Annotated in this window: 26 protein-coding genes; 5 read left to right on the plus strand and 21 right to left on the minus strand. The window is 71.0% G+C overall.

The genetic code is table 11. From position 1 onward, the window contains the following. Positions 1 to 49: 49 nt before the first annotated feature. The 4 genes from MKK54_RS21000 to MKK54_RS21015 all read right to left on the minus strand — a co-directional run bounded on the left by MKK54_RS21000 (position 50) and on the right by MKK54_RS21015 (position 2,659). Positions 50 to 577, minus strand: a complete 528-nt coding sequence (locus tag MKK54_RS21000) for a DUF2937 family protein (RefSeq protein ID WP_244013860.1) — start codon at positions 575 to 577, stop codon at positions 50 to 52. Between the two features lie 64 nt (positions 578 to 641). Further along, positions 642 to 914, minus strand: coding sequence for a hypothetical protein (locus MKK54_RS21005; RefSeq protein WP_244013862.1), 273 nt, complete (start codon positions 912 to 914; stop codon positions 642 to 644). 10 nt (positions 915 to 924) lie between these two features. Then, positions 925 to 1,926 (minus strand): WD40 repeat domain-containing protein, encoded by a 1,002-nt coding sequence (locus tag MKK54_RS21010; protein WP_244013864.1) that lies wholly within the window; start codon positions 1,924 to 1,926, stop codon positions 925 to 927. A gap of 13 nt (positions 1,927 to 1,939) precedes the next feature. After that, positions 1,940 to 2,659 (minus strand): YoaK family protein, encoded by a 720-nt coding sequence (locus tag MKK54_RS21015; protein WP_244013866.1) that lies wholly within the window; start codon positions 2,657 to 2,659, stop codon positions 1,940 to 1,942. A 236-nt stretch (positions 2,660 to 2,895) separates the two neighbouring features. Here MKK54_RS21015 and MKK54_RS21020 point away from each other — a divergent pair, with 236 nt between their 5' ends. From MKK54_RS21020 to MKK54_RS21030, 3 genes are read left to right on the plus strand one after another with little or no spacing between them, the layout of a single operon-like run. Next, positions 2,896 to 3,324 (plus strand): response regulator, encoded by a 429-nt coding sequence (locus MKK54_RS21020; RefSeq protein ID WP_244013868.1) that lies wholly within the window; start codon positions 2,896 to 2,898, stop codon positions 3,322 to 3,324. Positions 3,325 to 3,372: 48 nt separating this feature from the next. Continuing rightward, positions 3,373 to 3,750: a photosystem reaction center subunit H gene (locus MKK54_RS21025; RefSeq protein WP_244013871.1), complete on the plus strand. Its 378-nt coding sequence runs from the start codon at positions 3,373 to 3,375 to the stop codon at positions 3,748 to 3,750. A gap of 55 nt (positions 3,751 to 3,805) precedes the next feature. After that, positions 3,806 to 4,885, plus strand: coding sequence for an ROK family protein (locus MKK54_RS21030; protein WP_244013873.1), 1,080 nt, complete (start codon positions 3,806 to 3,808; stop codon positions 4,883 to 4,885). 123 nt (positions 4,886 to 5,008) lie between these two features. On the opposite strand, the gene MKK54_RS21035 is transcribed toward MKK54_RS21030, so the two are convergent. The 15 genes from MKK54_RS21035 to MKK54_RS21105 form a co-directional block, all read right to left on the minus strand. After that, a complete protein-coding gene (locus MKK54_RS21035; RefSeq protein WP_244013875.1) occupies positions 5,009 to 5,620 on the minus strand; it encodes a DUF2939 domain-containing protein in 612 nt (203 codons plus the stop codon). A 20-nt stretch (positions 5,621 to 5,640) separates the two neighbouring features. Then, entirely contained in the window at positions 5,641 to 6,186 is a 546-nt protein-coding gene (locus MKK54_RS21040; RefSeq protein WP_244013877.1) for an RNA pyrophosphohydrolase, read from the minus strand. Positions 6,187 to 6,248: 62 nt separating this feature from the next. After that, positions 6,249 to 7,466: a divergent polysaccharide deacetylase family protein gene (locus tag MKK54_RS21045; protein ID WP_279597495.1), complete on the minus strand. Its 1,218-nt coding sequence runs from the start codon at positions 7,464 to 7,466 to the stop codon at positions 6,249 to 6,251. A 132-nt stretch (positions 7,467 to 7,598) separates the two neighbouring features. Then, on the minus strand, positions 7,599 to 8,921 hold the full coding sequence (locus MKK54_RS21050; RefSeq protein WP_244013881.1) for a S41 family peptidase: 1,323 nt from the start codon (positions 8,919 to 8,921) through the stop codon (positions 7,599 to 7,601). Next, complete coding sequence (locus MKK54_RS21055) at positions 8,921 to 10,261, minus strand: murein hydrolase activator EnvC family protein (RefSeq protein WP_409564218.1); 1,341 nt, start codon at positions 10,259 to 10,261, stop codon at positions 8,921 to 8,923. The genes MKK54_RS21050 and MKK54_RS21055 overlap by 1 nt, the downstream gene beginning before the upstream one ends. Next, positions 10,258 to 10,761: a 23S rRNA (pseudouridine(1915)-N(3))-methyltransferase RlmH gene (gene rlmH / locus MKK54_RS21060; protein WP_244013883.1), complete on the minus strand. Its 504-nt coding sequence runs from the start codon at positions 10,759 to 10,761 to the stop codon at positions 10,258 to 10,260. Before rlmH ends, MKK54_RS21055 begins: the two co-directional genes overlap by 4 nt. A 13-nt stretch (positions 10,762 to 10,774) precedes the next feature. After that, positions 10,775 to 11,203, minus strand: a complete 429-nt coding sequence (gene rsfS, locus MKK54_RS21065; RefSeq protein ID WP_244013885.1) for a ribosome silencing factor — start codon at positions 11,201 to 11,203, stop codon at positions 10,775 to 10,777. Between the two features lie 63 nt (positions 11,204 to 11,266). Then, positions 11,267 to 11,890: a nicotinate-nucleotide adenylyltransferase gene (locus MKK54_RS21070; RefSeq protein WP_244013887.1), complete on the minus strand. Its 624-nt coding sequence runs from the start codon at positions 11,888 to 11,890 to the stop codon at positions 11,267 to 11,269. Between the two features lie 30 nt (positions 11,891 to 11,920). After that, entirely contained in the window at positions 11,921 to 13,219 is a 1,299-nt protein-coding gene (locus MKK54_RS21075) for a glutamate-5-semialdehyde dehydrogenase (protein ID WP_244013889.1), read from the minus strand. Positions 13,220 to 13,325: 106 nt separating this feature from the next. Beyond that, positions 13,326 to 14,465, minus strand: a complete 1,140-nt coding sequence (proB, locus tag MKK54_RS21080) for a glutamate 5-kinase (protein ID WP_244013891.1) — start codon at positions 14,463 to 14,465, stop codon at positions 13,326 to 13,328. 87 nt (positions 14,466 to 14,552) lie between these two features. Beyond that, positions 14,553 to 15,587 (minus strand): GTPase ObgE, encoded by a 1,035-nt coding sequence (gene obgE, locus MKK54_RS21085; protein WP_244013893.1) that lies wholly within the window; start codon positions 15,585 to 15,587, stop codon positions 14,553 to 14,555. Between the two features lie 108 nt (positions 15,588 to 15,695). Further along, a complete protein-coding gene (locus MKK54_RS21090; protein ID WP_244013896.1) occupies positions 15,696 to 16,184 on the minus strand; it encodes a hypothetical protein in 489 nt (162 codons plus the stop codon). A 107-nt stretch (positions 16,185 to 16,291) separates the two neighbouring features. Beyond that, positions 16,292 to 16,558, minus strand: a complete 267-nt coding sequence (rpmA, locus tag MKK54_RS21095) for a 50S ribosomal protein L27 (RefSeq protein WP_244013899.1) — start codon at positions 16,556 to 16,558, stop codon at positions 16,292 to 16,294. Positions 16,559 to 16,597: 39 nt separating this feature from the next. Then, positions 16,598 to 16,912, minus strand: coding sequence for a 50S ribosomal protein L21 (gene rplU, locus MKK54_RS21100; RefSeq protein WP_055947814.1), 315 nt, complete (start codon positions 16,910 to 16,912; stop codon positions 16,598 to 16,600). 204 nt (positions 16,913 to 17,116) lie between these two features. After that, the gene (locus MKK54_RS21105; protein WP_409564219.1) at positions 17,117 to 18,679 is read right to left on the minus strand and encodes a helicase HerA-like domain-containing protein; all 1,563 of its coding nucleotides are present in this window, start codon (positions 18,677 to 18,679) and stop codon (positions 17,117 to 17,119) included. A gap of 154 nt (positions 18,680 to 18,833) precedes the next feature. Between MKK54_RS21105 and MKK54_RS21110 the strand changes: the two genes are divergently transcribed. Together MKK54_RS21110 and MKK54_RS21115 are read left to right on the plus strand one after the other, a co-directional pair. Continuing rightward, a complete protein-coding gene (locus tag MKK54_RS21110; protein ID WP_244013901.1) occupies positions 18,834 to 19,220 on the plus strand; it encodes a DUF2267 domain-containing protein in 387 nt (128 codons plus the stop codon). A gap of 196 nt (positions 19,221 to 19,416) precedes the next feature. Beyond that, positions 19,417 to 20,490: a GNAT family N-acyltransferase gene (locus MKK54_RS21115; protein ID WP_244013903.1), complete on the plus strand. Its 1,074-nt coding sequence runs from the start codon at positions 19,417 to 19,419 to the stop codon at positions 20,488 to 20,490. Between the two features lie 31 nt (positions 20,491 to 20,521). Here the strand turns inward: MKK54_RS21115 and MKK54_RS21120 are convergent, their stop codons facing one another. Together MKK54_RS21120 and queG are read right to left on the minus strand one after the other, a co-directional pair. After that, positions 20,522 to 21,385, minus strand: a complete 864-nt coding sequence (locus MKK54_RS21120; protein WP_244013905.1) for an SDR family oxidoreductase — start codon at positions 21,383 to 21,385, stop codon at positions 20,522 to 20,524. Continuing rightward, the gene (gene queG, locus MKK54_RS21125; protein ID WP_313898406.1) at positions 21,382 to 22,509 is read right to left on the minus strand and encodes a tRNA epoxyqueuosine(34) reductase QueG; all 1,128 of its coding nucleotides are present in this window, start codon (positions 22,507 to 22,509) and stop codon (positions 21,382 to 21,384) included. Before queG ends, MKK54_RS21120 begins: the two co-directional genes overlap by 4 nt. Between the last annotated feature and the right edge of the window lie 4 nt (positions 22,510 to 22,513).

A 22,513-nucleotide genomic window follows, 5' to 3' on the forward strand; every position in this document is an offset into this window, starting at 1 on the left:
CGGGGCGGGCTGTAGACGATGTGCAACAGTCGGGCCCCGCCCGGCGGCGTCAGGCCCGTTCGATCGTGGGACGCCTGCGTCGCCCGGTGGCGAGATGTCGCCCGAGATCCGCGACGAGCCGCCAGCCCGCCCAGGTGGCGAGAAATCCGAGGAAGCCGGCGGTCAACCCGTCGGCGGTGGTCGGGATGGCCGGCCTGTAATCCTCGTAGGTGGCGCGCGCGAGTGACAGGTCCGGATCGCGCAGGACGGTGACGGCCCGTCCGAGGGGCCCGCCCGCCTCGGCGAGGCTGCGCTGCTGCGCGCTCAGGGCGTCGAGACGCGCGATGTCGTGGCGGGCCGCCTCGCCGCGCCGGGCCACGAGGGCATCCCCGTCACCGCGCAGGCGGTCGAGCGCGGCGTCCCGGCTGCGGCCGCTGGCGGCGGCATCCGCCTCGAAGGCCGCCACCACCCGGCGCAGCTCGTCGACGGTCCCGCCGAGGCGCTGGGCGTATTGCTGGGCGAATTCCGGGGCCTGGGCCGCGATGGCACCGCCGAGGAGGCCGAGCGCGAGGCCGAGGGTGCGCAGGACGCGAAACACGGAACCTCCCGCTCTTGACGACCTGGGACAAGGGCCCGACGGCGCGGCAGGTTCCAGCGTCCGGTCACGGGCCGGCGTGGAACGCCGCCGCGATCTCCGCCTCGGTGACCTCGGCCATGGCGCGCGCGACCTTGACCGCCCGCGTCGGGACACCCGGCACCATGACGAGGATCACCGTCTCGGTGCCCGGACAGGCCGGATCGGCGCAGACGATCTCGCTCACCTTGACGATGACGGCCTCGTCGAACCCGCCCACGCGGCGAACCCAGGCGACGATCGCCGCGCGTGCGCCCTGGTCCGCCGGGGGCTGACGGCGGCCGAGTCCGAACAGGGCCATCGCAACCGCCTCAGGCCGGCAGGGTGAGGAGGCCCGCCTGCCCGTCGGCACAGCCGAAGGCGAGGCGGTTGCCGCGCCCGTCCCAGGCCAGGGCCGAGATCGCGCTGCCCTTCACGGCGTGGCGCACCAGCAGTTCGGACGCATCGGAGAAGCGCACGAGCAGGATGCAGCCATCCTCGTAGCCGATCGCCAGCACCAGGGCCTTGGGGTGGAACGCGACCCGCGAGACGCGGGCGGGGCGCACGCCGCACTCGCGCGGGGCCTTGCCGGTCGGCCCTTCCTTCGAATCGAACGGCCAGACGATCGCCGCCTCGGCGCCGCTGGTGGCGAGCCAGTCGCCGTCGCCGGACCAGGAGACCGAGCGGACCTTGCCCGGATAACCCGACATCCGCATGTGGCCGCGGTCCGGCTGAAGGCGCCAGCCATGCAGCGCGTTCTCCTGCATCGTCGTGACGACGAAGCGCCCGTCCGGCGACCAGGTCACGTCGATATGCGAGCCCTTCCACTCGATGAGATCGGGCGCGCTGTCGAGGTTGGGGTACCACAGGGTCGCGCCGTTGTAGTGCGAGACCGCGAGGCGGTAGCCCTTCGGCGCGAAGGCGAGGCCGCGCGCGGTGGAGGGTGCCGCGAAGATCTTCTCGCGGCCCTTGGCATCCCGGGCGACGACGTTGCGGCCGGCGGCGTACGCGATGGCGCCGTCCGGGTGCAGGGCCAGGGCGTCGATCCAGGCGCCGTTCTTCGCGGACGCGACTTCGACGACGTCGCCCGTGGGGGACGTCGCCATCACCCGGCCGTCGTCGCCGCCGGTGACGAGGCGCCGGCCATCGCTCGCTCCCACCAGGATCGCCGCGTCGGGATGCGCGTCCACCCGCCGGGTCTCCGTGCCGGAGACCAGAAGCACGCCGCCATCGCCCAGCGCCAGGGCCAGCGTGTCCTTCAGCCAGATCGCCTGGGTGACATGGGCACCGGCCGCGACCGGCACGACGTGATCGAGGAGGGAGGGGGCACTCATGCGAACGGATCTCTCAAGACGCGCCTCTCGACGCTGAGGCCTCGCGGGTTCCCTTCGCGGCGACCTTCGGGGCGCCTGCCCTGGCGGGTGCGGCGCGCGCGATCAGGATCGTCGCGAGGAGCGCAAGGAAACCGGCGATGCCGGCGGGAATGGCGAGGGCATACAACGCCAGCTTCCCGTAGGCGATGGTTCCGGTCACCGATCCGACGAGCAGCGAGAACCAGACGACGCCGTCGCCGACCCAGGCCGTGCGCGCACCGCGCCGGGCCAGCGCCAGGGCGAGCTTCTGGCCGAAGCCGAACAGCGCGCCGGTGACGAAGGTGGTGCCCGCCCGGAACCCCTGGACGTGCGAGAGCACCGCGTTCTGCGCGCCCATCGCCAGGGCGAGCATCAGCGAGGCGATCCCGGAATCGGGCGCGGCGGTGGCGGCCTGGAAGGCGCCGCTCACCACCGCCGTCTCGAAGCCGAGGACCACCGGCGTGACCCAGCGCGACGGGGTCAGCGCCGAGAGGCCGCCGCCGCAGATGCCGCCCAGAAGGAAGGCGAGGATCAGGAGGGCCGGCAGCAGCGCATGGTGCGGGTCGCCGTGGCCGAGGGACACCGCGAACTGCGTCGTGTTCCCGCTCATGAACGAGGTGTAGAGGCCGCCGAGGCGGATGAAGCCGAGGGCGTCGACGTAGCCGGCGAGCGCCGTCAGGACGAGGCCGAAGCCGAGGTGCCAGGAACGGGTCATAGGAAAGTACGGGTCATAGGAAAGTACGAGTCATCGAAAAGGGCGGGTCATGGCGAAGTGCGGATCATGGATGATGCGCGCGTCCGTTCATCTCCCGGCCCGCAGGGTTAAAGCTTCGCTTACCAAGTCCGCGCAATTGGAGTGAACGGCGGCGAACGATGCGCCCTGGCGACCCGTTTGTCTGACGATCCGGCACGAGCCGTAAGGCCTCACACCGGGTGAGTAGGAGTTGCGTCATGATTTCCTTCGCCTGCGCTTTTCCCGCCATCCCCGCCTTCAGCCCGCGCGCCGCCGCAGAGACCGTGCTGGTGGTCGAGGATGAGATCATGGTCTGCGAACTCGCCGCCGAGGCGCTGCTCGACGAGGGCTACCGCGTCCTCACCGCCGCCGATGCCGACGCAGCCGAGGACATCCTGGCGCGGGAGCGCGTCGACCTGCTCTTCACCGATATCGATCTGGCCCGCAACACGAACGGCATCGCCCTGGCCCATCGCGCCCGCCGGCACCGGCCGAACCTGCCCGTGGTCTACACGTCGGGCGGGCGCGCCCACCTCTCGCAGGCCGACGCGGTCGCGCACTCGGTCTTCGTGCCCAAGCCCTACCGGCTGAGCCACCTCGTGGCCCTCGCCAACGAGATCCTGCGTCCCCTTCCCCATCTCGCCTGAGCCGGCCGCGCGACCCGTCGCGCGAGACCCAGCCCCCGGAGCCTCACGATGCGCCCATTCCCCCTGTGGTCCGGCCTCACCGCCGCCCTCGTCCTGCTCGCCGGCGCCGCCACGGCCGATGCCGCCTGCGACGTGAAGGGCGCGAAGCTCGAGGAGGCGATCGCCGGCAAATCCGAATTGCGGGAGACCGCCAACAAGCAGACGGTGCGCGACCTTCGCACCCTGCGCGACGCCGCCATCGTGCTCGAGACCTACAAGTACGAGGCCGAGTGCGAGCGCCTCGTGGCGATCGTTCGCTCCCTGACGGCGAACCCGGAGAAGACCATCGAGCGCGGCGGCGACACCGACGAGGAGAAGGCCGAGGACCTCATGGAGGCCCGCGAGCCGAAAACGCCGCCCGCCGCCGAAACCGCCAAGCCCAAATAGCCGGCTCGCGCGTTGGGATGCGCACGAAGGCATGACGAGAGGTAAGCGGACGAGCATGGCGAGAGAAACTCAGATCCGCGAGGCGGGAATCGCCCACGCGGCCCAGCGGCTGCCGTCCGTCGTCATCGACGACTACAACATCGAGCTGAAGGACGGTGACGGCTTCATCGGCGACCGGGTGTCGAAGACCGCCTTCCGCGCGATGCTGGAAACGTGCCGCGAGCGCCTCCGCCCCCTCGGCCCGGACCCGCTCGGCGACCGGGACAGCTGCGATTTCTCGAAACGTCGCCTCGATCAGATCCTGCTCGCCGACGACCCGATCGCCTCGGGCGTGGTGTGGAGCGCCATCGAGGCCTTCGCGCAGGAACTCGCCCGCGTGGTGCGGATCTTCCTGTCGCAGGACGGCTGGCAGGGAACCCAGGCCATCGTCGTCGGCGGCGGGTTCCGCGACAGCCGCGCCGGCTGCCTCGCCATCGGACGGGCCGGCTTCCTCCTGCGCGCGGAGGGCATCGACATCACGCTCACCCCGATCCGGCACCATCCGGACGAGGGGGGCCTGATCGGGGCCGTGCATCTCGCCCCGGCCTGGATCTTCTCCGGCTACGACAGCCTGCTCGCGGTCGATATCGGCGGCAGCAACATCCGCGCGGGCGTGGTCACGACGAACCTCCGGAAGGCGCCCGACCTTTCCCGCAGCGCGGTCTGGCGCTCGGAGATCTGGCGGCACCGCGACGAGGAGCCGATGCCGAGCCGCGAGGAGGCCGTCGACCGCCTGATCGGCATGCTGAACGACCTGATCCGGCGCGCGGACCGGGCCGACCTCACCCTGGCGCCCTTCATCGGAATCGGCTGCCCCGGCGTCATGGCGGCCGACGGCACCATCTCGCGGGGCGGCCAGAACCTGCCCGGCAACTGGGAGGGCCGGGACTTCAACCTCGCCGAGCGCCTCGTCGAGGCGATCCCGCGCATCGGCGAGCACGCCACCATGGTGGTGATGCACAACGATGCCGTGGTGCAGGGCCTGAGCGAGGTGCCGGACCGCAAGGACGTGGAGCGCTGGGGCGTGCTCACCATCGGCACCGGCCTCGGCAACGCGCGCTTCACCAACCGCAACACCGAGGCGGACGAGGACTAAAGACCGCGCGGCGCCCGAGCGAAGCCCGGATACGCGATCCCGAACGCGATCCCTCACGGATCGCCGGAAGGGATCAACGGGATTTGGGACGACGGGCGCCCGCCGGCGGCGAACCGAGGGGCGTCAGCGCCCTTTCGCGTTCGCGCGGGCGAAGGTCTGGGCGATCCGCTCGCGCAACTCGTTGTTCAGCTCGATGTCGACGACGCGCCAGGTCCAGGCCCGCAGGCGCAGGCGGATGCGCAGCCGGCGATCCCGGCTCGCCTCGGGGGGCACGCCGACGACCACCGTGCGAAAGCCGCGCATCTCGGAGGCGAGATAGAACGGGATCAGCCGGCGCAGGCTCTCGATGCGCAGCCCCCCGCCCCCGGATTTCGACGCGGGCGCCTCCCGCCCGAGTTCGACCGATTGCGGCCAGCCGTCGTCCAGGAGATCCACCACCATGGCGGGCGTCACCAGCGCCTCGGCGATCGGGATCGCCAGGGCGGCGGCGGCCTCCGAGATGCGCTGGCGCTCGCGCGGTTCCACGTCGGGCGCGGACGGATCGCGCGCCTGGGCCGCCGCGGCGGCCTGGCGGATGACGGAGAGCCGCAGGGTGCGGAAATTGACGTGCCGGGCGATGTAGTCGGTGTCGTGCGCCTGGACCGCGCGGGCCAGATCGTAGAGCGCCCACAGGGGCGTCAGCGTGAAGGCGAACCAGCCGAGCGCCACCAGGATCGGAATCGACCACCACCGCATCGGGGCGCCGGCTCAGGCGATCACGAGGGCGCGCGCCAGGCGGCCAGCCCCGCGAAGGCGGCGACCACACCTTCGTAGACCGGCCGCTTGAAGGGCACGATCAGGTCGGGCAGGCCCGACATCGGCTCCCAGCGCCACGCGTCGAACTCGGACTTGAAGGCGCCGTTGCCGGGGGAGATCACGTCGATCTCGTCGTCGGAGCCGAGAAACCCGAAGGCGAACCACTTCTGGGTCTGGCCGCGATAGCGCCCCTTCCAGGCCTGCTTCAGCACGGCCGGCGGCAGGTCGTAGGAGAGCCATCCCTCCGTCTCGCCGAGCCGCACCACCGAGCCGGCCGAGACGTTGGTCTCTTCGTAGAGTTCGCGCAGGGCCGCCGCCTCCGGGTCCTCGCCCGCGTCGATGCCGCCCTGGGGCATCTGCCAGGCGCGACCGTCCGCGACGTGCTCCGGCCCCGCATCGGCGCGCCGGCGCCCGATGAAGACGAGGCCGGACCGCGCGATCAGGGTGATGCCGACGCAGCGGCGGTACGGCAGGTCGGCGCCGTCGGCGATCGGGGATGCGGTCATAAGCGAGACCATAGGCAGGGACGCCATGTGCCGCAACGCACGAAACGACAAGGCATCACACTTCAGGGTTTCGCACTGGTGAGGCGGGTGGGTCCGCTCCCGCGCAGGGCGACGCTCACGGGCACCAGCCGGATGCCGCGGCTTTCCGCCTCCGCGGCCCAGCGGGCGATCCGGTCGATGCTCATCGGCATGGCGCTGGCCGAGGCGAGGGCGAAGCCCTTCTGCCGGGCCTGGGCCTCGAGCCGGGCCAGTTCGCGGTCGATGGCCTCGGGACGCGCCAGGGCATCGAGCACGATCTCGGCACGGGCGACCGGAACCTTGGCCTTGCCGGCCAGGGTGGTGGCGAGCGAGCGCGGCGAGGTGCCGTCGTCCACGAAGCCGAGGCCACGGGCGCCGATCTCGCGCAGCACCGGATCGAGGGCGGCGGCGTCGCTGGTCAGCTTGGCGCCCATGTAATTGACGATGCCGACGAAGCCCGGGAAGCGGCTCATGATCCAGCTCAGGCGGTCGAGATTCTCCGGCGGCCGCGAGGTGGTCAGCAGCGTCTGGGGGCCAGGATCGCTGTCGGGATAATCGAACGGCTCCATCGGCGCCTGGAGCAGCACCTCGTGCCCGGCCTCGCGCGCACGGGTCACGGTACGTTCGAGGTCGCCGCCATAGGGTGCGAAGGCGAGACTGACGGCCGGCGGCAGCCGCGTGATGGCGCTCGCGGTGGCGGCCTGCCCGATTCCGAGCCCCGAGACCAGGATGGCGACGCGCGGCCCCGAGCCGCCGCCGGCCTCCGGCCGGGCATAGACGTCGAGGGAACGCAAGCGCCCTTCGCCGAGGCGCGGCAGGTTACCGTGGCGGCCACGCTCGATCAGACGGGAATCGGGCGCCGCGCTCAGCCGGATCGGCGCGGCGGAGGGAACCTGGATCACCACCGCGTCGGTCGGGGCGGCGGTTCCGGTGGGGCGAAACACCGTGACGCCGGAGGCGGTCTCGACCTCGTCGGCGCTGCTCGAGGCGGATTTCGGCCGCTCCGCCTTGGGCGGCACCTGCGCCGCCACGGGCGCCATGACGGGTTCGCGCAGGGTGATGGCCGCGACCGCGCTCGGCTCGCCGCCCTCCGGATCTCCCACCACGACCAGGATGCTGAGACCCACGACGAGGCCCGCCACGAGGCCACCGAGCATCAGCGGCGCGGTGATCCTGACCTGCCGCAGCGATCGCAGACGCTGGCCGGCGGAAGGCTTCGCCCCGAGCGGTCGGGTCAGGATGTCGTCGGTGGCCACGCGCAGCCGCTTCCCCAGGGTCGTGGACCGGTGCGGAGGCAAGCCCGTCGTGAAACGAGAACGGCCCCCACGACCGGTTCTGAACCGACATTGGGGGCCGACATGGTTAACGCTTCGCTAAGGCGCGGCGACCGGGTCTCAGTTGGGAACGGCCGCCTTCGGCGTGTTGGCCGCGCCCTTCTGGATGCCGCGCAGGAAGTCGAAGGCCGCGATGAGCTGCTTGTCCTTGGCCGGGTCCGGCGGGACGTAGGCGGAGGAACCGCCGCGCTCCTCGACATCCTTCTGCTTGAGGTGGCCCTTCAGGCCGGCCTCGCCCTTGGTCTCGTCCTTGCCCTTCAGCTCGTCCGGCACCTCCTGCAGGACCTCCTGGTCCGGCTCGATGCCCTTGGCCTGAATCGAGCGGCCCGACGGCGTGTAGTAGCGCGCGGTGGTCAGGCGGAGCGCGCCGCTGCCGCCGAGCGGGATGATCGACTGCACCGAGCCCTTGCCGAACGAGCGGGTGCCGAGCACCGTCGCGCGCTTGTGGTCCTGGAGGGCGCCGGCCACGATCTCGGAGGCCGAGGCGGACCCGCCATTGACGAGCACGACGATGGGCTTGCCCTTCGTCAGGTCGCCGGACTTGGCCGAGAAGCGCTGGGTCTCGTCGGGGTTGCGGCCGCGGGTCGAGACGATCTCGCCCCGGTCGAGGAACGCATCCGACACCATCACGGCCTGGTCGAGGAGGCCGCCCGGGTTGTTGCGCAGGTCCAGCACGTAGCCCTTGAGCTTGTCGGCGCCGATCTCGGTGTTGAGCTTGTCGATCGCCGCGCGCAGGCCGTCGAAGGTCTGCTCGTTGAATTGGGTCAGGCGGATGTAGCCGACGTCGCCGCCCTCGGCGCGCGAGCGCACCGGCTTGATCTTGATCACGTCGCGGTTGAGCGTGACCTCGATCGGGTCCTTGGATTCCTTGCGGCTGATCTTCAGCTTGACCGGCGAGTTGACCGGGCCGCGCATCTTGTCGACGGCCTGGTTCAGGGTCAGGCCCTGGACCTGATCCTCGTCGATCTGCGTGATCACGTCGTTGGTGAGGATGCCCGCCTTCGAGGCCGGGGTGTCGTCGATCGGGGTCACGACCTTGATCAGGCCGTCCTCCATCGTGACCTCGATGCCGAGGCCGCCGAACTCGCCGCGCGTCTGCACCTGCATGTCGCGGAAGCTCTTCGAATCCATGTAGCTGGAATGCGGATCGAGCGAGGTGAGCATGCCGTTCACAGCCGCCTCGATCAGCTTCGCCTCGTCGGGCTTCTCGACGTAGTCGGTGCGGACCTTCTCGAACACGTCACCGAACAGGCTGAGCTGGCGGTAGGTCTCGGCGGAGGCGGCGACGGCGCTCGTCCCCGAGAGCAGGCGGGTCTGGGTCGCCACCACCGAGGATCCGACGCCGAGGAACGCGCCGAGCAGTATCAGGGAAACCTTGCGCATTATCCGCGAACCTTCTCGCTGGGGCTTTTCGCCCACCAAGGCTCCGGATCGATGGAGCCGCCGTCTTTTCTGAACTCGACGTATAAGACCGGATCGCCGCGATCACCGCCCGCCGAATCGGCGCCGGTGCCGCCCTCCCCCATCGCCGCCACCGGCTCGCCCGCGAGCACGAACTGGCCGACCTCGACGTTGATCTGGTCCATCCCCGCCAACAAGAGATAGTAGCCATCGCCGGCGTTGATGATCAAGAGTCGCCCGTACGAGCGGAACTGGCCGGCGAAGGACACCCAGCCATCCGCCGGAGAGGAAACCACCGCCTTGGGCCGGGTCGCGAGCGATATGCCGCGGCTGGCGCCGCCCGTTCCGTCGGGCTGGTTGAAGCCGCGCAGGAGGGTGCCGCTCACGGGGCGGGGCAGGTCGCCGCGCGTATCGACGAAGCGGACCTTGGGGCTGAGCCGGGCCGGATCGCGCGCGCTTGCGGCGGCGAACCGCTCCTGGGTCGCGCGCGCCTCGCGGGTCTCGGCCGCCCGCGCCTCCTCCGCCGCGCGCCGTGCGGAGGCGACCTCGCCCTCCATCCGGTCGAGCAGATCCTTCAGGCTCTTGGCCTGCACCGACAGTTCGGCGGTGCGCGTCCGCTCGGCGGAGAGGCCGCTCTCGACCTCGGCCTGCCGGGTCCGGCGCGCCGCGATCAGCGCGTTCAGGCGCTGCTGCTCGCGGGCCCAGCCGGCGAGATCGCCGGTCAAACCTTCGCGATCCGACGCGATCAGTCCCTTGAGGCGCACGAGCTCGGAGAGGTCGCCGGCCAGGGTCTCGGCCTCGCCGCGCAGTTCGGGCACCACGGCGCCGAGGAGCATGGAGGTGCGGATCACCGCCAGCACGTCCTCCGGCCGCACCAGCACGGCCGGCGGCGGGCGCCGGCCCATGCGCTGGAGCGCGGCGAGGATCTCCGCGATGACGCCGCGCCGGGATTCGAGCGAGCGGCGCAGGGCCGCCTCGCTGGCGCCGAGCGTCTTCAGACGCTCCTCCAGCCGGCTCATCCGCACCTCGGTGGCCTGGGATTGCCGCGCGGCGTCGAGGAGCGCGGTGTTGAGCTTGGCCCGATCGCCGCCGATCGCGGCGATCTCGGCCTCGAACTTCGCCCGCGCGCCGGTGCTGGCGGCGAGCGCCTCCTCGATGCGCTTCAGGTTCTCGGCCCGGCGGTTCTTCTCGTCGAGCGCCCTTTGGACAGCGTCCGGCGTCGTCGGCTCCTCGGCGCGGGGAGCCGCCGTCACGGAGAGGCAGGCGGCCACGAGCAGACCGCGCCTCACCCCTGCTCGCCTGCGTCGCCGGACCGGATTCATCGCTCGTCGAGGTTTCCGCGGTGGTACGGGTGGCCGGCGAGGATCGTCAGCGTGCGATACACCTGCTCCAGCGCGAGGACGCGCACAAGGCCATGCGGCAAGGTGGCGGCGCCGAAGGACAGGCCGAGCTCGGCGCGCGCCCGCACGGCCGGGTCGAGCCCGTCCGCGCCCCCGATGGCGAGAACGAGGACGGAGCGGCCCGCATCGCGCCAGCCGCCCACGCGCTCGGCGATGGTCTCGCTGGTCAGATCCGCGCGTCCGCGCTCGTCGTAGACGGCCAGCACGGCGCCGGTGGCCGATGCGTGGCCCAGGATCGCGGCAGCCTCCTCGGCGGCGCGGTCCGGGGCGCGGCGCGCCCGACTCTCCGGGATCTCGACGATGTCGCAGGCGGTGAAGCCGAGCCCCCGTCCGGCCTGCGCGGCGCGTTCGCGGTAGCGCGCGGCGAGGTCCCGCTCGGGGCCGGGTTTGAGGCGGCCGACCGCCGCCACGAGCAGGCGCACGCGGCGCCGTCGCTCACTCGGCCGGGGCGGCGACGGGACGGTCGGCGCCCCACATCTTCTCGAGATTGTAGAAGCCCCGCACCTCGGGACGGAAGATGTGCACGATGATGTCGCCGGCATCGATCAGCACCCAGTCGCAGGCCGGCAGGCCCTCGACGCGGGCGGTGCCGAGCCCCTTCGCCTTCATCTCCTGAAGGACGCGGTCCGCGATCGCGCCGACATGGCGCTGCGAGCGGCCCGAGGTGATGATCATGGTGTCGGCCAGGGACGTCCGGCCCATCAGGTCGATCTCGATCGTCTCTTCGGCCTTCATGTCCTCGAGGCAATCGAGGGCGAGGCTCCGGAGATCGTCGATCTTCCGGTCGGTGGATTCGTCGGAGCCGGGGGCTCCGGTATGGACCGCGTCGTTCAGCGTCTGGGTTCCTGCAATCGCCATCGTCATCCCGCCACCGTACCTCGAATAGCGATGAAGTGGAACGTGGCTCTTGCCTTTTCCATGCACGACCTATGCGGCGGCGTCCGGCTTCGCCCGCAGGGCGGTGGAGGAGAGGGTCGAGCGGGGGCCGTGCAGGAAGACCCAGGCCGGGGCGGCCCTGTCCACGAGGCTGCCCGCGTCCGACTCGGGAATGCGCCAGCGCGCGAGCGCCCGCGCGGCGCGGGCGGCGGGCGCGGTCAGGGTGAAGCCCGGCCGATCGATGATCGCGATCGGCATCAGGCGCGCGATCTCGGAAAATCCCCGCCAGCGGTGAAATGTCGCGAGGCTGTCGGCGCCCATGATCCAGACGAACTTCACGCCCGGATTTCGCCGCGTCAGGAAGCGCAGGCTCTGGCGGGTGTAGCGCGCGCCGATCCGCGACTCGAAATCCGTCACCGCGATGCGCGGATGATCGGCGACACGGCTCGCGCGGGCGACGCGCGCCTCGATGGCGGCGAGTTCGCCTCGGTCCTTCAGCGGGTTGCCCGGCGTGACCATCCACCAGACCCGGTCGAGGCGCAGCCGCGCCAGGGCCACGAGGCTGACGTGCCGGTGCCCGAGATGGGCCGGATTGAAGGAGCCGCCATAGAGGCCGATGCGCAGGCCGGGCACGACGGGGGGCAGGCGGGCCGGCCCCGATGCGTCAAGCCGCATCGGGGCGCGGGAGAGTCGCGGACGGATGCGTCAAGGACGCGTCTGCCCGTTCCCGTGGACGCGGTACTTGAAGGTCGTCAGCTGCTCGACGCCGACCGGACCGCGGGCGTGCATGCGGCCCGTGGCGATGCCGATCTCGGCGCCGAAGCCGAACTCGCCGCCATCGGCGAACTGGGTCGAGGCGTTGTGCGTGACGATGGCCGAATCGACCTCCGCCAGGAAGCGCGTCGCCTCGGCCATGTCGTCCGTGACGATCGCGTCGGTGTGATGCGAGCCGTTGGTCTCGATATGCTCGATCGCCGCGTCGAGCCCGTCGACGACCCGCACCGCGATGATGGCGTCGAGGTACTCCGTGCGCCAGTCCACGTCCGTGGCGGCGCTCACCCGGCCGTCGACCGCCTGCGTCGCCGCGTCGCCGCGAACGGCGCAGCCGGAATCGAGCAGCGCGGTCACGAGCGGCGCGAGGTGGGTCTCGGCGCAGGCGCGGTCGACGAGGAGCGTCTCGGCGGCGCCGCAGATGCCGGTGCGCCGCATCTTGCTGTTCAGGACCACGGTGCGGGCCATGGCGAGGTCGGCGCCCGCCGCCACGTAGACGTGGCAGATGCCGTCGAGATGGGCGAAAACCGGGACGCGCGCCTCCGCCTGAACCCGCTCCACCAGCCCGCGTCCACCGCGCGGCACGATGATGTCGAGGCCGCCGTCGAGGCCGGCCAGCATGGCGCCGACGGCCGCGCGGTCGCGGGTCGGCACGATCTGGATCGCGTCGGCGGGAAGGCCGGCCGCCTCCAGCCCCGCCCGCATGGTCCGCGCGATGGCCATCGCCGAACGGTGGCTGTCCGAGCCCGCCCGCAGGATCGCGGCGTTGCCGGCCTTGAGGCAGAGCGCACCCGCATCCGCCGTGACGTTAGGCCGGCTCTCGAAGATGACGCCGACGACGCCGAGCGGCACGGCGATGCGCTCGATGAGCAGGCCGTTCGGCCGCTCGAACGCGGCGATCTGCCGTCCGACGGGATCGGGCAGCGCCCCGATCTTGGCCACCGCGTCCGCGATGGCGTTGAGCCGTCCCTCGTCGAGGGTCAGGCGGTCGACGAGGGCCTGGGTCTGGCCGGCCGCGCGGGCCGCCTCCACGTCGCGGGCGTTTTCGGCCAGGATGGTGTCCCGTTCGGCACGCAGGCGCTCCGAGATCAGGCGCAGGGCGGTGTCCTTGGTCTGGGCCGGCGCGAGGGCGATCTTGCGGGCGGCGGCGCGGGCGCGCCGGCCGAGGGCGTTCATCTCCGTGACGAGATCACCGGGGGGTGCGAAATCGGTGCGCAGATTCAGAACGGGCACAGTGTTCATCCTCGCGACCGTCGCGAAGGCACGCGGCCGCCTTGTGTTCCCGCTCGTCATGCCACGGTGTACGCGGCAAAAACAAGCATTCACGCTGACAGATCAGCTATTCCCCAACCATCGCGAGGTCATCGCGATGCACCATCTCGGCGCGACCGGGATGGGTCAGAAGATCCGCGATCTCGCGGCTGGGCCGCCCGATGATGCGCAGGGCCTGATCACTGTCATAGGCCACGAGGCCACGCCCGAGCGTGCGTCCGGCCTCGTCCCGGATCACCACGGCGTCGCCGCGCCCGAAGCCGCCCTGAACCCGCGTGACACCCACCGGGAGCAGGCTCGCGCCGCCCTGGAGCGCGCGGGCCGCGCCGGCATCGACAGTGAGGATGCCGCGCGGCTCGAGCGACCCGGCGATCCAGCTCTTGCGGGCGGTGACCGGGTTCGAGCCGGACAGGAACCAGCTGCAGCGCCCGCCCCTGAGGATGGTGCGCAGCGGATTCTTCTCGCGCCCGTCCGCGATGATCATGTGGGTGCCGCCGCTCGCCGCGATCTGGGCGGCCTCGACCTTGGTGCGCATGCCCCCGCGCGAGAGCTCGGAGGCCGGCCCGCCCGCCATCGCCTCGATCTCCGGCGTGATCCGCTCGATCACCGGCAGGTGCCGCGCGCTCGGGTCGGTGTGGGGCGGGGCGGTGTAGAGCCCGTCGATATCGGAGAACAGCACCAGCACGTCGGCGCCGATCATGGTGGCGACGCGCGCGGCCAGGCGGTCGTTGTCGCCGTAGCGGATCTCGCTGGTGGCGACCGTGTCGTTCTCGTTGACCACGGGGACGGCGCGCACCTCGAGGAGCTTCAGCACCGTGGCGCGCGCGTTCAGGTAGCGCCGGCGCTCCTCGGTGTCCTGCGGCGTGACCAGGATCTGCCCGGCCGCGATGCCGTGATGCCCGAGCGCCTCGGACCAGTGCCGGGCCAGGGCGATCTGGCCCACGGCCGCCGCCGCCTGGCTCTCCTCCAGGCGCAGGGTTCCGGGCGGATAGCCCAGCACCGTGCGCCCGAGCGCGATGGCACCCGACGAGACCACGAGCACGTCGGCCCCACTGGCGTGAAGGTCGGCGATGTCCTCGGCCAGGGCGCCGAGCCAGGCATGGCGCAGGCGTCCGCGCGCCCGGTCGACGAGGAGGGCCGAGCCGACCTTGATGACGATGCGGCGGAAGTCCTGGAGATTCGGGGTCGCTTGGCGTTCGGTGGTCATCGGCAGCGTCGGCGGGAGGACGGTTGGGCGCTTGTGACGACGGAGCGCCCCCGGCACAAGGGCCCGGCGCCTATCGAGAACGTCAGGTCACGGCTGCCAGGCTTCCGCAGGCCGCGCCTCGGCCTCGGCGAGCTTCGCCTCGTCCATCTCGCGGGCCAGCGCCCGCAGCGCATCCTGGACGCCGAGGCCGGTGGCCGAGGAGAGGATCAGGGGCTTCTTCTTCGAGGCGCGCTTCAGACGCGCGACCTGCTCCTTCAGGGTATCCGGATCGACCACGTCGGCCTTCGAGAGCGCCACGATCTCGGGCTTCTCGTCGAGGCCGTTGCCGTAGGCCTCGAGTTCGCGCCGGACGAGCTTGTAGGTCTTGCCGGCATGCTCGTTCGTGGCTTCCACGAGGTGGAGCAGCACGCGGCAGCGCTCCACGTGGGCCAGGAACTTGTCGCCGAGGCCGACGCCGTCATGCGCTCCCTCGATCAGGCCGGGAATGTCGGCGAGCACGAATTCCCGCTCGTCCGAGCGGACGACGCCGAGGCCGGGATGCAGGGTGGTGAAGGGATAATCCGCGATCTTGGGCTTGGCCGCCGTGACGGTGGCGAGGAAGGTCGACTTGCCGGCATTCGGCAGCCCGACGAGGCCCGCATCGGCGATGAGCTTGAGGCGCAGCCAGATCCACTGCTCGTGGCCTTCGAGCCCCGGATTGGCGTGCTTCGGCGCGCGGTTGGTCGAGGTGGTGAAGTAGGCGTTGCCGAATCCGCCGTTGCCGCCCTTGGCGAGGCGCACGCGCTGGCCGACATGCGTCATGTCGGCGATCAGGGTCTCGCCGTCCTCGGCCAGGATCTCGGTGCCGGCCGGCACCTTCAGCACCACGTCGGCGCCGTTGGCCCCGTGGCGGTTCGAGCCCATGCCGTGCTCGCCCTTCCGGGCCTTGAAATGCTGCTGGTAGCGGTAGTCGATCAGGGTGTTGAGGCCGTCGACGCACTCCACCCAGACGTCGCCGCCGCGCCCGCCGTCGCCGCCGTTGGGGCCGCCGAACTCGATGAACTTTTCGCGCCGGAAGGCCACGCATCCGGCACCACCGTCGCCGGAGCGGACATAGACCTTGGCTTCGTCGAGGAATTTCACGGTGCTGCTCGTCTCGTGGATTCGGCCCGGCGCGCCGGACCACTGGCCCTACCTTGCGCTCCGATCGGTGCCGGCGGGAAGCCCCGCATGGTCAGATGGCCCCGACGCTCAGACGCCGCTCTGGCGGCACTTCCCGTCGAGGTTGAGATATTGAACGCTGCGCAGCCCGGCCTCGAACCATGTGGCGCCCCGGCGCGCCGGATCGTAGCCGTAGAGATTGATCCGGATCGCGCCGTCCGGCGAGGTCAGGACCGCGGGGTCCTCCAAAGCCGTGAAGGACCAGACCGGCGCGACGCCCGCGTCAGCGAATCCGGCGCGCGTTCCGTCCGCCTCGATCTGATCGGTCTGCGTGAAGACCGGGGCAGCGTTCCCCGCGCCCCTCCCGCCGGACACCATCCCGAAGGTGAAGCCCACCTTGGGCGCGCGCCCGACGAAATTGTAGAACTCGCAATAGAGGACCGGGCCGCCGACCGGAGGATTCGTGGCCGCCGCCGGCTCCTGCGTGCTCCGAAACCGCGGGACCGCGAACACGGCCACCAGAGCCAAACCGCCGAGGACCAGGAGGCCGGACATCACGATCGGCCGGGCTGGACGCATGCTTCACCTCAAGACGACGAAAGGGAGGATGGCTGCCCATCCTCCCCGACGGTCTCTCGAACGGATGGCGCCCGCCCGTTTTCAGGGCAGGCTTTCGGACCGACCGTCTACTCGGCGGCTTCCTGCACCGGAACCACCGTGACGAAGGCGCGGCCGCGCTTCGTCTCGAACAGTACGCGGCCGGCGACCTTGGCGAACAGGGTGTGGTCCGTGCCGATGCCGACATTGGTGCCGGGGTGCCACTTGGTGCCGCGCTGGCGCACGATGATGTTGCCCGGAATCACGGCTTCCGAGCCGAACTTCTTCACGCCGAGGCGCTGACCGGCCGAATCGCGGCCGTTGCGGGACGAGCCGCCTGCTTTTTTATGGGCCATGGGGAGTTACTCCGAATTCTTGGATCTCAGGTCGGATCGTCAGGCGCTGATGCCGGTGATGCGCACCACGGTGTGGTGCTGCCGGTGGCCCCGCTTGCGGCGGGAATTCTGGCGGCGGCGCTTCTTGAAGGCGATGACCTTCGCGTCGCGGCCGTGGCTGACGATCTCGCCGGTGACGCTGATGCCCGAGAGCAGCGGCGCGCCGACCTGGGTGGCGCCTTCGCCGTTCGTGAACAAAAGCACGTCACCGAAGGTGACGGCCGAACCGGCCTCGCCCTCGAGGGTGGCGATCGTGATGGTGTCGTTGGCGGCAACGCGATACTGCTTGCCGCCCGTCTTGATGACTGCGAACATCGTTCTCTCTTCGTGTTCTCTGCCGGCCTCCGGCGCGCCTCGCGGCGAATCCTGGGCCGTCTTCTTGTTCAGGTCATCCGCACCGTCGGATCGAGCCGGGGGCGAACGCGAAACGCGCGAGCTTCGTCGAGGAAGTCGCGCGAGACGAGGTGGATAGTCGCAGACGGTGCGAATTGTCAATGTTTCGGCCGCAGCGGTCCGCGCCTACCGCTTGGTCAGGCCGCCCAGCACGTTGCGCAGGATCGCATTCCCGACCTCGGTGCCGACCTTGCGCGCCATCGAGCGGGCGGCGTTGCCCAGCACCTGTTCGGCGAGGCTCGGCGGGGGGCGGCGCCCTTTCCCCGCCGGCTTGGTGCCCAGCACGCCGCCAAGCCAGCCGCCGAGCATCCCGCCGATCCCGCCCTCGGGAGCGGCCGCGCCGTCCGTTCCGCCCGCGTCGAGCCCCTTGCGGGCGGCCAGCATCTCGTAGGCGCTCTCGTTGTCCACGGCCTCATCGTACTTGCCGCGCACCGGGCTTTTCGCGATCAGTTCGGCCCGTTCGGCCGGGGTGATCGGGCCGACGCGCCCCTGCGGCGGGGCGATCAGGGCGCGTTCCACGATCGAGGGCGTGCCCTTGGCCTCCAGAAAGCTCACCAGGGCCTCGCCGACGCCGAGTTCGGTGATGGCCTTGGCGACATCGAAGCCGGGATTCTGGCGGAACGTCTCGGCGGCGGCCTTCACGGCGCGCTGATCGCGGGGCGTGAAGGCGCGCAGGGCGTGCTGCACCCGGTTGCCGAGCTGGCCGAGCACCGATTCCGGCACGTCGAGGGGGTTCTGCGTCACGAAGTAGACGCCGACGCCCTTCGAGCGGATCAGGCGCACCACCTGCTCCACCGCGTCGAGGAGGGCCTTCGGCGCATCGTCGAACAGCAGGTGCGCCTCGTCGAAGAAGAAGACGAGCTTCGGCTTGTCGAGGTCGCCGACCTCGGGCAGCTGCTCGAAGAGTTCGGAGAGCATCCACAGCAGGAACGAGGCGTAGAGGCGCGGCCGCTGCATCAGCTTGTCGGCGGCCAGGATGTTGACGATGCCCCGACCCTCGCGGTCGACCCGCATGAAGTCGTTGAGGTCGAGGGCCGGCTCGCCGAAGAACCTGTCCGCCCCCTGGTTCTCCAGCATCAGCAGCTGACGCTGGATCGCGCCCACGGAGGCGGCCGAGACGTTGCCGTACTGGCCCGAGACCGCCTTCAGGTTCTCGGTGAGGTAGAGGAGCAGCGCGCGCAGGTCCTTCAGGTCCAGCACCGGCCATTTGTTGTCGTCGGCGACCCGGAAGGCGATGTTGAGCACGCCCTCCTGCGTGTCGTTCAGTTCCAGCAGGCGGGCCAGCAGGAGCGGCCCCATCTCGATCACGGTGCAGCGGATCGGATGGCCCTGGTCGCCGAACAGGTCCCAGAACACGGTCGGGAACCGGTCGGGCTCGTAGGGCACGCCCAGTTCCTCGGCGCGCTTGACGAAGACCGGCTTCGATTCACCGGCCGCCGCCAGCCCCGAGAGGTCGCCCTTGATGTCGGCGGCGAAGACCGGGACGCCGGCATTGGAGAAGCCCTCCGCCATCACCTGAAGGGTCACGGTCTTGCCGGTGCCGGTGGCCCCTGCGACGAGGCCGTGGCGGTTGGCCAGGCGCAGGGTCAGCCCCTCGGGCTTGAGGGTTCCGTCCCTCATCGGCGCCTTGCCGACCAGGATCGTGTCGACCGGGATCTTGTCGACCGGGATCTCGCCGCCGCCCTGCATGACCGCTCCCCCGAACCATCGCGGCAAAGCCGCCTCGACCGTGACCGTTATGGCGGGCGGGCGCGCCGATTTCCAGCGGAACCATCCCCGGCCTTGATTTCATGCCGGCAAGGCCGGAAGGACTATCTCCGCATCGCGCTGGAGTTGTTCGAAGATGGAAGAGTTGATCGCCCGCGTCACGACCCGAACCGGCCTCGATGCCGCGACGGCACAGACCGCCATCGGCCACATCCTGGCCTTCCTGCAGAAGGAAGGGCCGGCCACCGAGGTGAGCCAGCTGCTCGCCGCCCTGCCGGGCTCCGAGACGACGATCGCCGAATCCAATGCCGGCGAGGGCGGCGGCGGCCTGATGGGCATGCTCGGCGGCATGATGGGCGGGGGCGTCATGGCGCTCGGCCAGAAGCTGATGGCGGCCGGCGTGCCCATGGGTCAGATGCAGCCGCTCGGCCAGGAGCTGTTCGCCTATGGCCGCGAGAAGGCCGGCGAGGACGTGATGGGGCCGATCGTCGGCGCGATCCCGGGCCTGAACCAGTTCGTCTAACCTAACGATTTCTTCGGCGGCTACCCACCGGTGAGCCGCCGGATTCGGCACGGATCGATTCGCCAACTCCCTGTCGGCCAAGACGAATCTCTGTCATAAAAGCGTGCGCGCTTCGTGATGTTGTGATCCCCCGAAGGCGTGAGGCCGAGGGCTCCAGCGGGAGCCCGCCTCGCAGGCCCGACAGGCGGATTCGACGATGGTCCCCAACTTCGCGCGAGATGCGTCCGCAGCGTGGCTCACCGGCTGGGAGACGCATGTTCAGGCCCCCCTCGCCCGGATGAAGCAGAGGAGCGCCGATGCCGGGCTTCCCGGATTCGCGGGGCTTCCCGGGTTTGCGGGACTTCCTGGTTTCGCGGGGCTTCCCGGTTTCAACGGCCGTGGCCTGATCCCGCCCGGCGCCGTTCCGATCCGGTTCAAGCCCCGCCTGAAGAAGCCGCTCGCGGCTCCCGGCCTCGATCCGAGCCTCGGCCGCATCGGCAACCTCGAAGTCCGGCTGGCGACCTCGGTCTCCGAGATCCGGCGGGCCCAGCGCCTGCGCTACCGGGTGTTCTACGAGGAGATGTCGGCGGTGGCCTCCGGCATGAGCCTGCTGTCGCGCCGCGACATCGACGGCTACGACGCGGTCTGCGACCACCTCCTCGTCATCGACCACGCCGCCACCGAGGCCAAGCCGTTCCGCAAGCCCCGTCCGAAGGTGGTGGGCACCTACCGCCTGCTGCGTCAGGAATCGGCCGACCGCCATTTCGGCTTCTACACCGCGGGCGAGTACGACATCGCTCCCCTGCTGGCCGCCCATCCGGGCAAGCGCTTCCTCGAACTCGGCCGCTCCTGCGTGCTCAAGCCCTACCGGACCAAGCGCACGGTGGAACTGCTCTGGGCCGGCATCTGGGCCTATGTCCAGCACCATCGGATCGACGCGATGCTCGGCTGCGCCAGCCTGGAGGGGACCGACCCCGACCGCCTCGCCCTGCCCTTGAGCTTCCTCCACCACCATGCCCGCGCGCCCGAGCCCTGGCGCGCCCGGGCGCTGCCGGAGCACTACGTGGCCATGGACCGGCTCGCGCGCGAGGCCGTGGACCCGAAGGCGGCGCTGCAATCCCTGCCGCCCCTGATCAAGGGCTACCTGCGCGTCGGCGCCACCTTCGGCGACGGGGCGGTGGTGGACCGTCAGTTCGGCACCACCGACGTGTTCGTGGTGCTGCCGGTCTCGGCGATCGCCGCCCGCTACATCGACCATTTCGGCCCGGCCGCGAACCGCCGGGCGGCGTGATCCTGAGCGGCTCCCAGCCCACGCATCGCGGCTAGGCCCTGGCCGCGTCCGCCACCAAAGCGGCCAGCCCTTCCCGGTAGGTCGGATAGGCGAGCGTGACCCCGAGTTCCTCACGGATGCGGCGGTTCCTGACCCGCTTGTTCTCGCCGTAGAAGCTGCGGGCCATCGGGCTGAGGTCGGCGGTCTCGAAATCCACCTCCGGCGGCAGCGGCAGGCCGGCGAGCGCCGCGGCGTATTCGGTGACCACCTGCGGGGGCGTCGGCGCGTCGTCGGTGACGTTGTAGACCGCGCCGTTCCGGGGCCGCGCGATCGAGGCCAGCAGTGTCGTGGCGATGTCGTCCACGTGGATGCGGTTGAAGACCTGGCCCGGCTTGATGATCCGCTGCGACTTGCCCTCGCGCAGCTTCACGATCGGGTTGCGGCCCGGCCCGTAGATCCCCGAGAGCCGGAAGACCTGGACCGCCTTGCCGGTCTCGGCGCCGAGCGCCAACCAGTCGGTCTCGACGGCGAGGCGCCCGCGCGAACGCGCGCTGACCGGCCTCGCGGGGGTCTCCTCGTCGATCCAGGCCCCCTCGTGGTCGCCGTAGACGCCGATCGTCGAGAGATAGCCGATCCAGCCGATGCGGCTCTGCGCGATGGCGTCGCGATAGCGGGCCAGCACCGTGTCGCCCGCGCGCCCGGGCGGCGCCGAGACCAGGAGCACGTCGGTCTCGGCCAGATCCGCCGCGATGCGGGGATCGTCGCTCTCCGGGCCGAAGGCGCGCAGGGCGGCAAGGTCGCTCGGAGCGCTGCGGGACGGGTCCGTCACCGTCGCGCGGATCGCCGCGAAGCCATCGCGCGCCCGCTCGACGAAGTGGCGCGCGGTGAAGCCGAGGCCGAAGACGAAGAGGTTCATGGCTGGGGCTGTCCTGTCGTCTCGGGCATGGCCAGGGCCGAGCGCCATTCGGCTTCGACCAGGGCGTCGGTTTCGCTCAAGCCGTGCGCGTTGAAAAGGGCCCGCAGCCGCGCCTCGGGCAGAAGGCGGCCGAGCGCCCAGACCGCCATGCCGCGAACCAGCGCGGCGGGATCGCCGAGGCAGCGTTCGGCCTCGGCGGCCAGGGCCGGATCGCCCGAATTGCCGATGGCGATCAGCACGTTGCGCAGGAAGCGGTCGCGCCCCGTGCGCTTGACCGGCGTGCCGGCGAAGCGCGCGCGAAACGCCGCGTCGTCGAGACGGGCAAGCTCGGCGAGCGGCGGCGCGGCCAGATCCGCCCGCGCGGACATCCGCCCTTCGGCCGCCACGGCGGCGAACTTGTTCCAGGGGCAGACCGCGAGGCAATCGTCGCAGCCGAAGATCCGGTTGCCGATGGCGGCGCGGAATTCCGGCGCGATCGGCCCCGCATGCTCGATGGTGAGGTAGGCGATGCAGCGCCGCGCATCGAGGCGATAGGGCTCGGGGAACGCGTTCGTCGGGCAGATGTCGAGGCAGCGCCGGCAGGAGCCGCAATGGTCGGTCTCGGCTGCGTCCGGCTCCAGATCGGCCGAGGTGTAGATGGCCCCGAGCAGGAGCCAGTTGCCGAGGTCGCGCGAGACCAGGACCGTGTGCTTGCCCTGCCAGCCGAGGCCGGCGGCGGCGGCCAGCGGCTTCTCCATCACCGGGGCGGTGTCGACGAAGACCTTCACGCGGACATCGCCCTTGGCCGAGAGGTAGCCGCCGAGCTCCTTGAGCTTGCCCTTCACCACCTCGTGGTAGTCGCGCCGCTGGGCATAGGCCGCGATGGCCCCCCGGTCGCGCCGCGCGAGCAGCGCCAGGGGATCGTGCTCCGGGCCGTAATTCATCCCGAGCACGACGACGCTGCGGACACCCGGCCACAAGGTGGCGGGGTCGGCGCGCTGGTCGGCCCGCTCCAGCATCCAGTCCATCGAACCGTGATGGCCGGCGGCGAGCCAGGCCGGGAGACGGGCCCGGAGTTCGGGCACGGCATCGGGCCGGGTGATCCGGATCGATTCGAAGCCGAGATGGCGCGCCCGCGCGTCCACCGCC

It is taken from the genome of Methylobacterium sp. J-068, from assembly GCF_022829445.1.
Classification (GTDB): domain Bacteria; phylum Pseudomonadota; class Alphaproteobacteria; order Rhizobiales; family Beijerinckiaceae; genus Methylobacterium.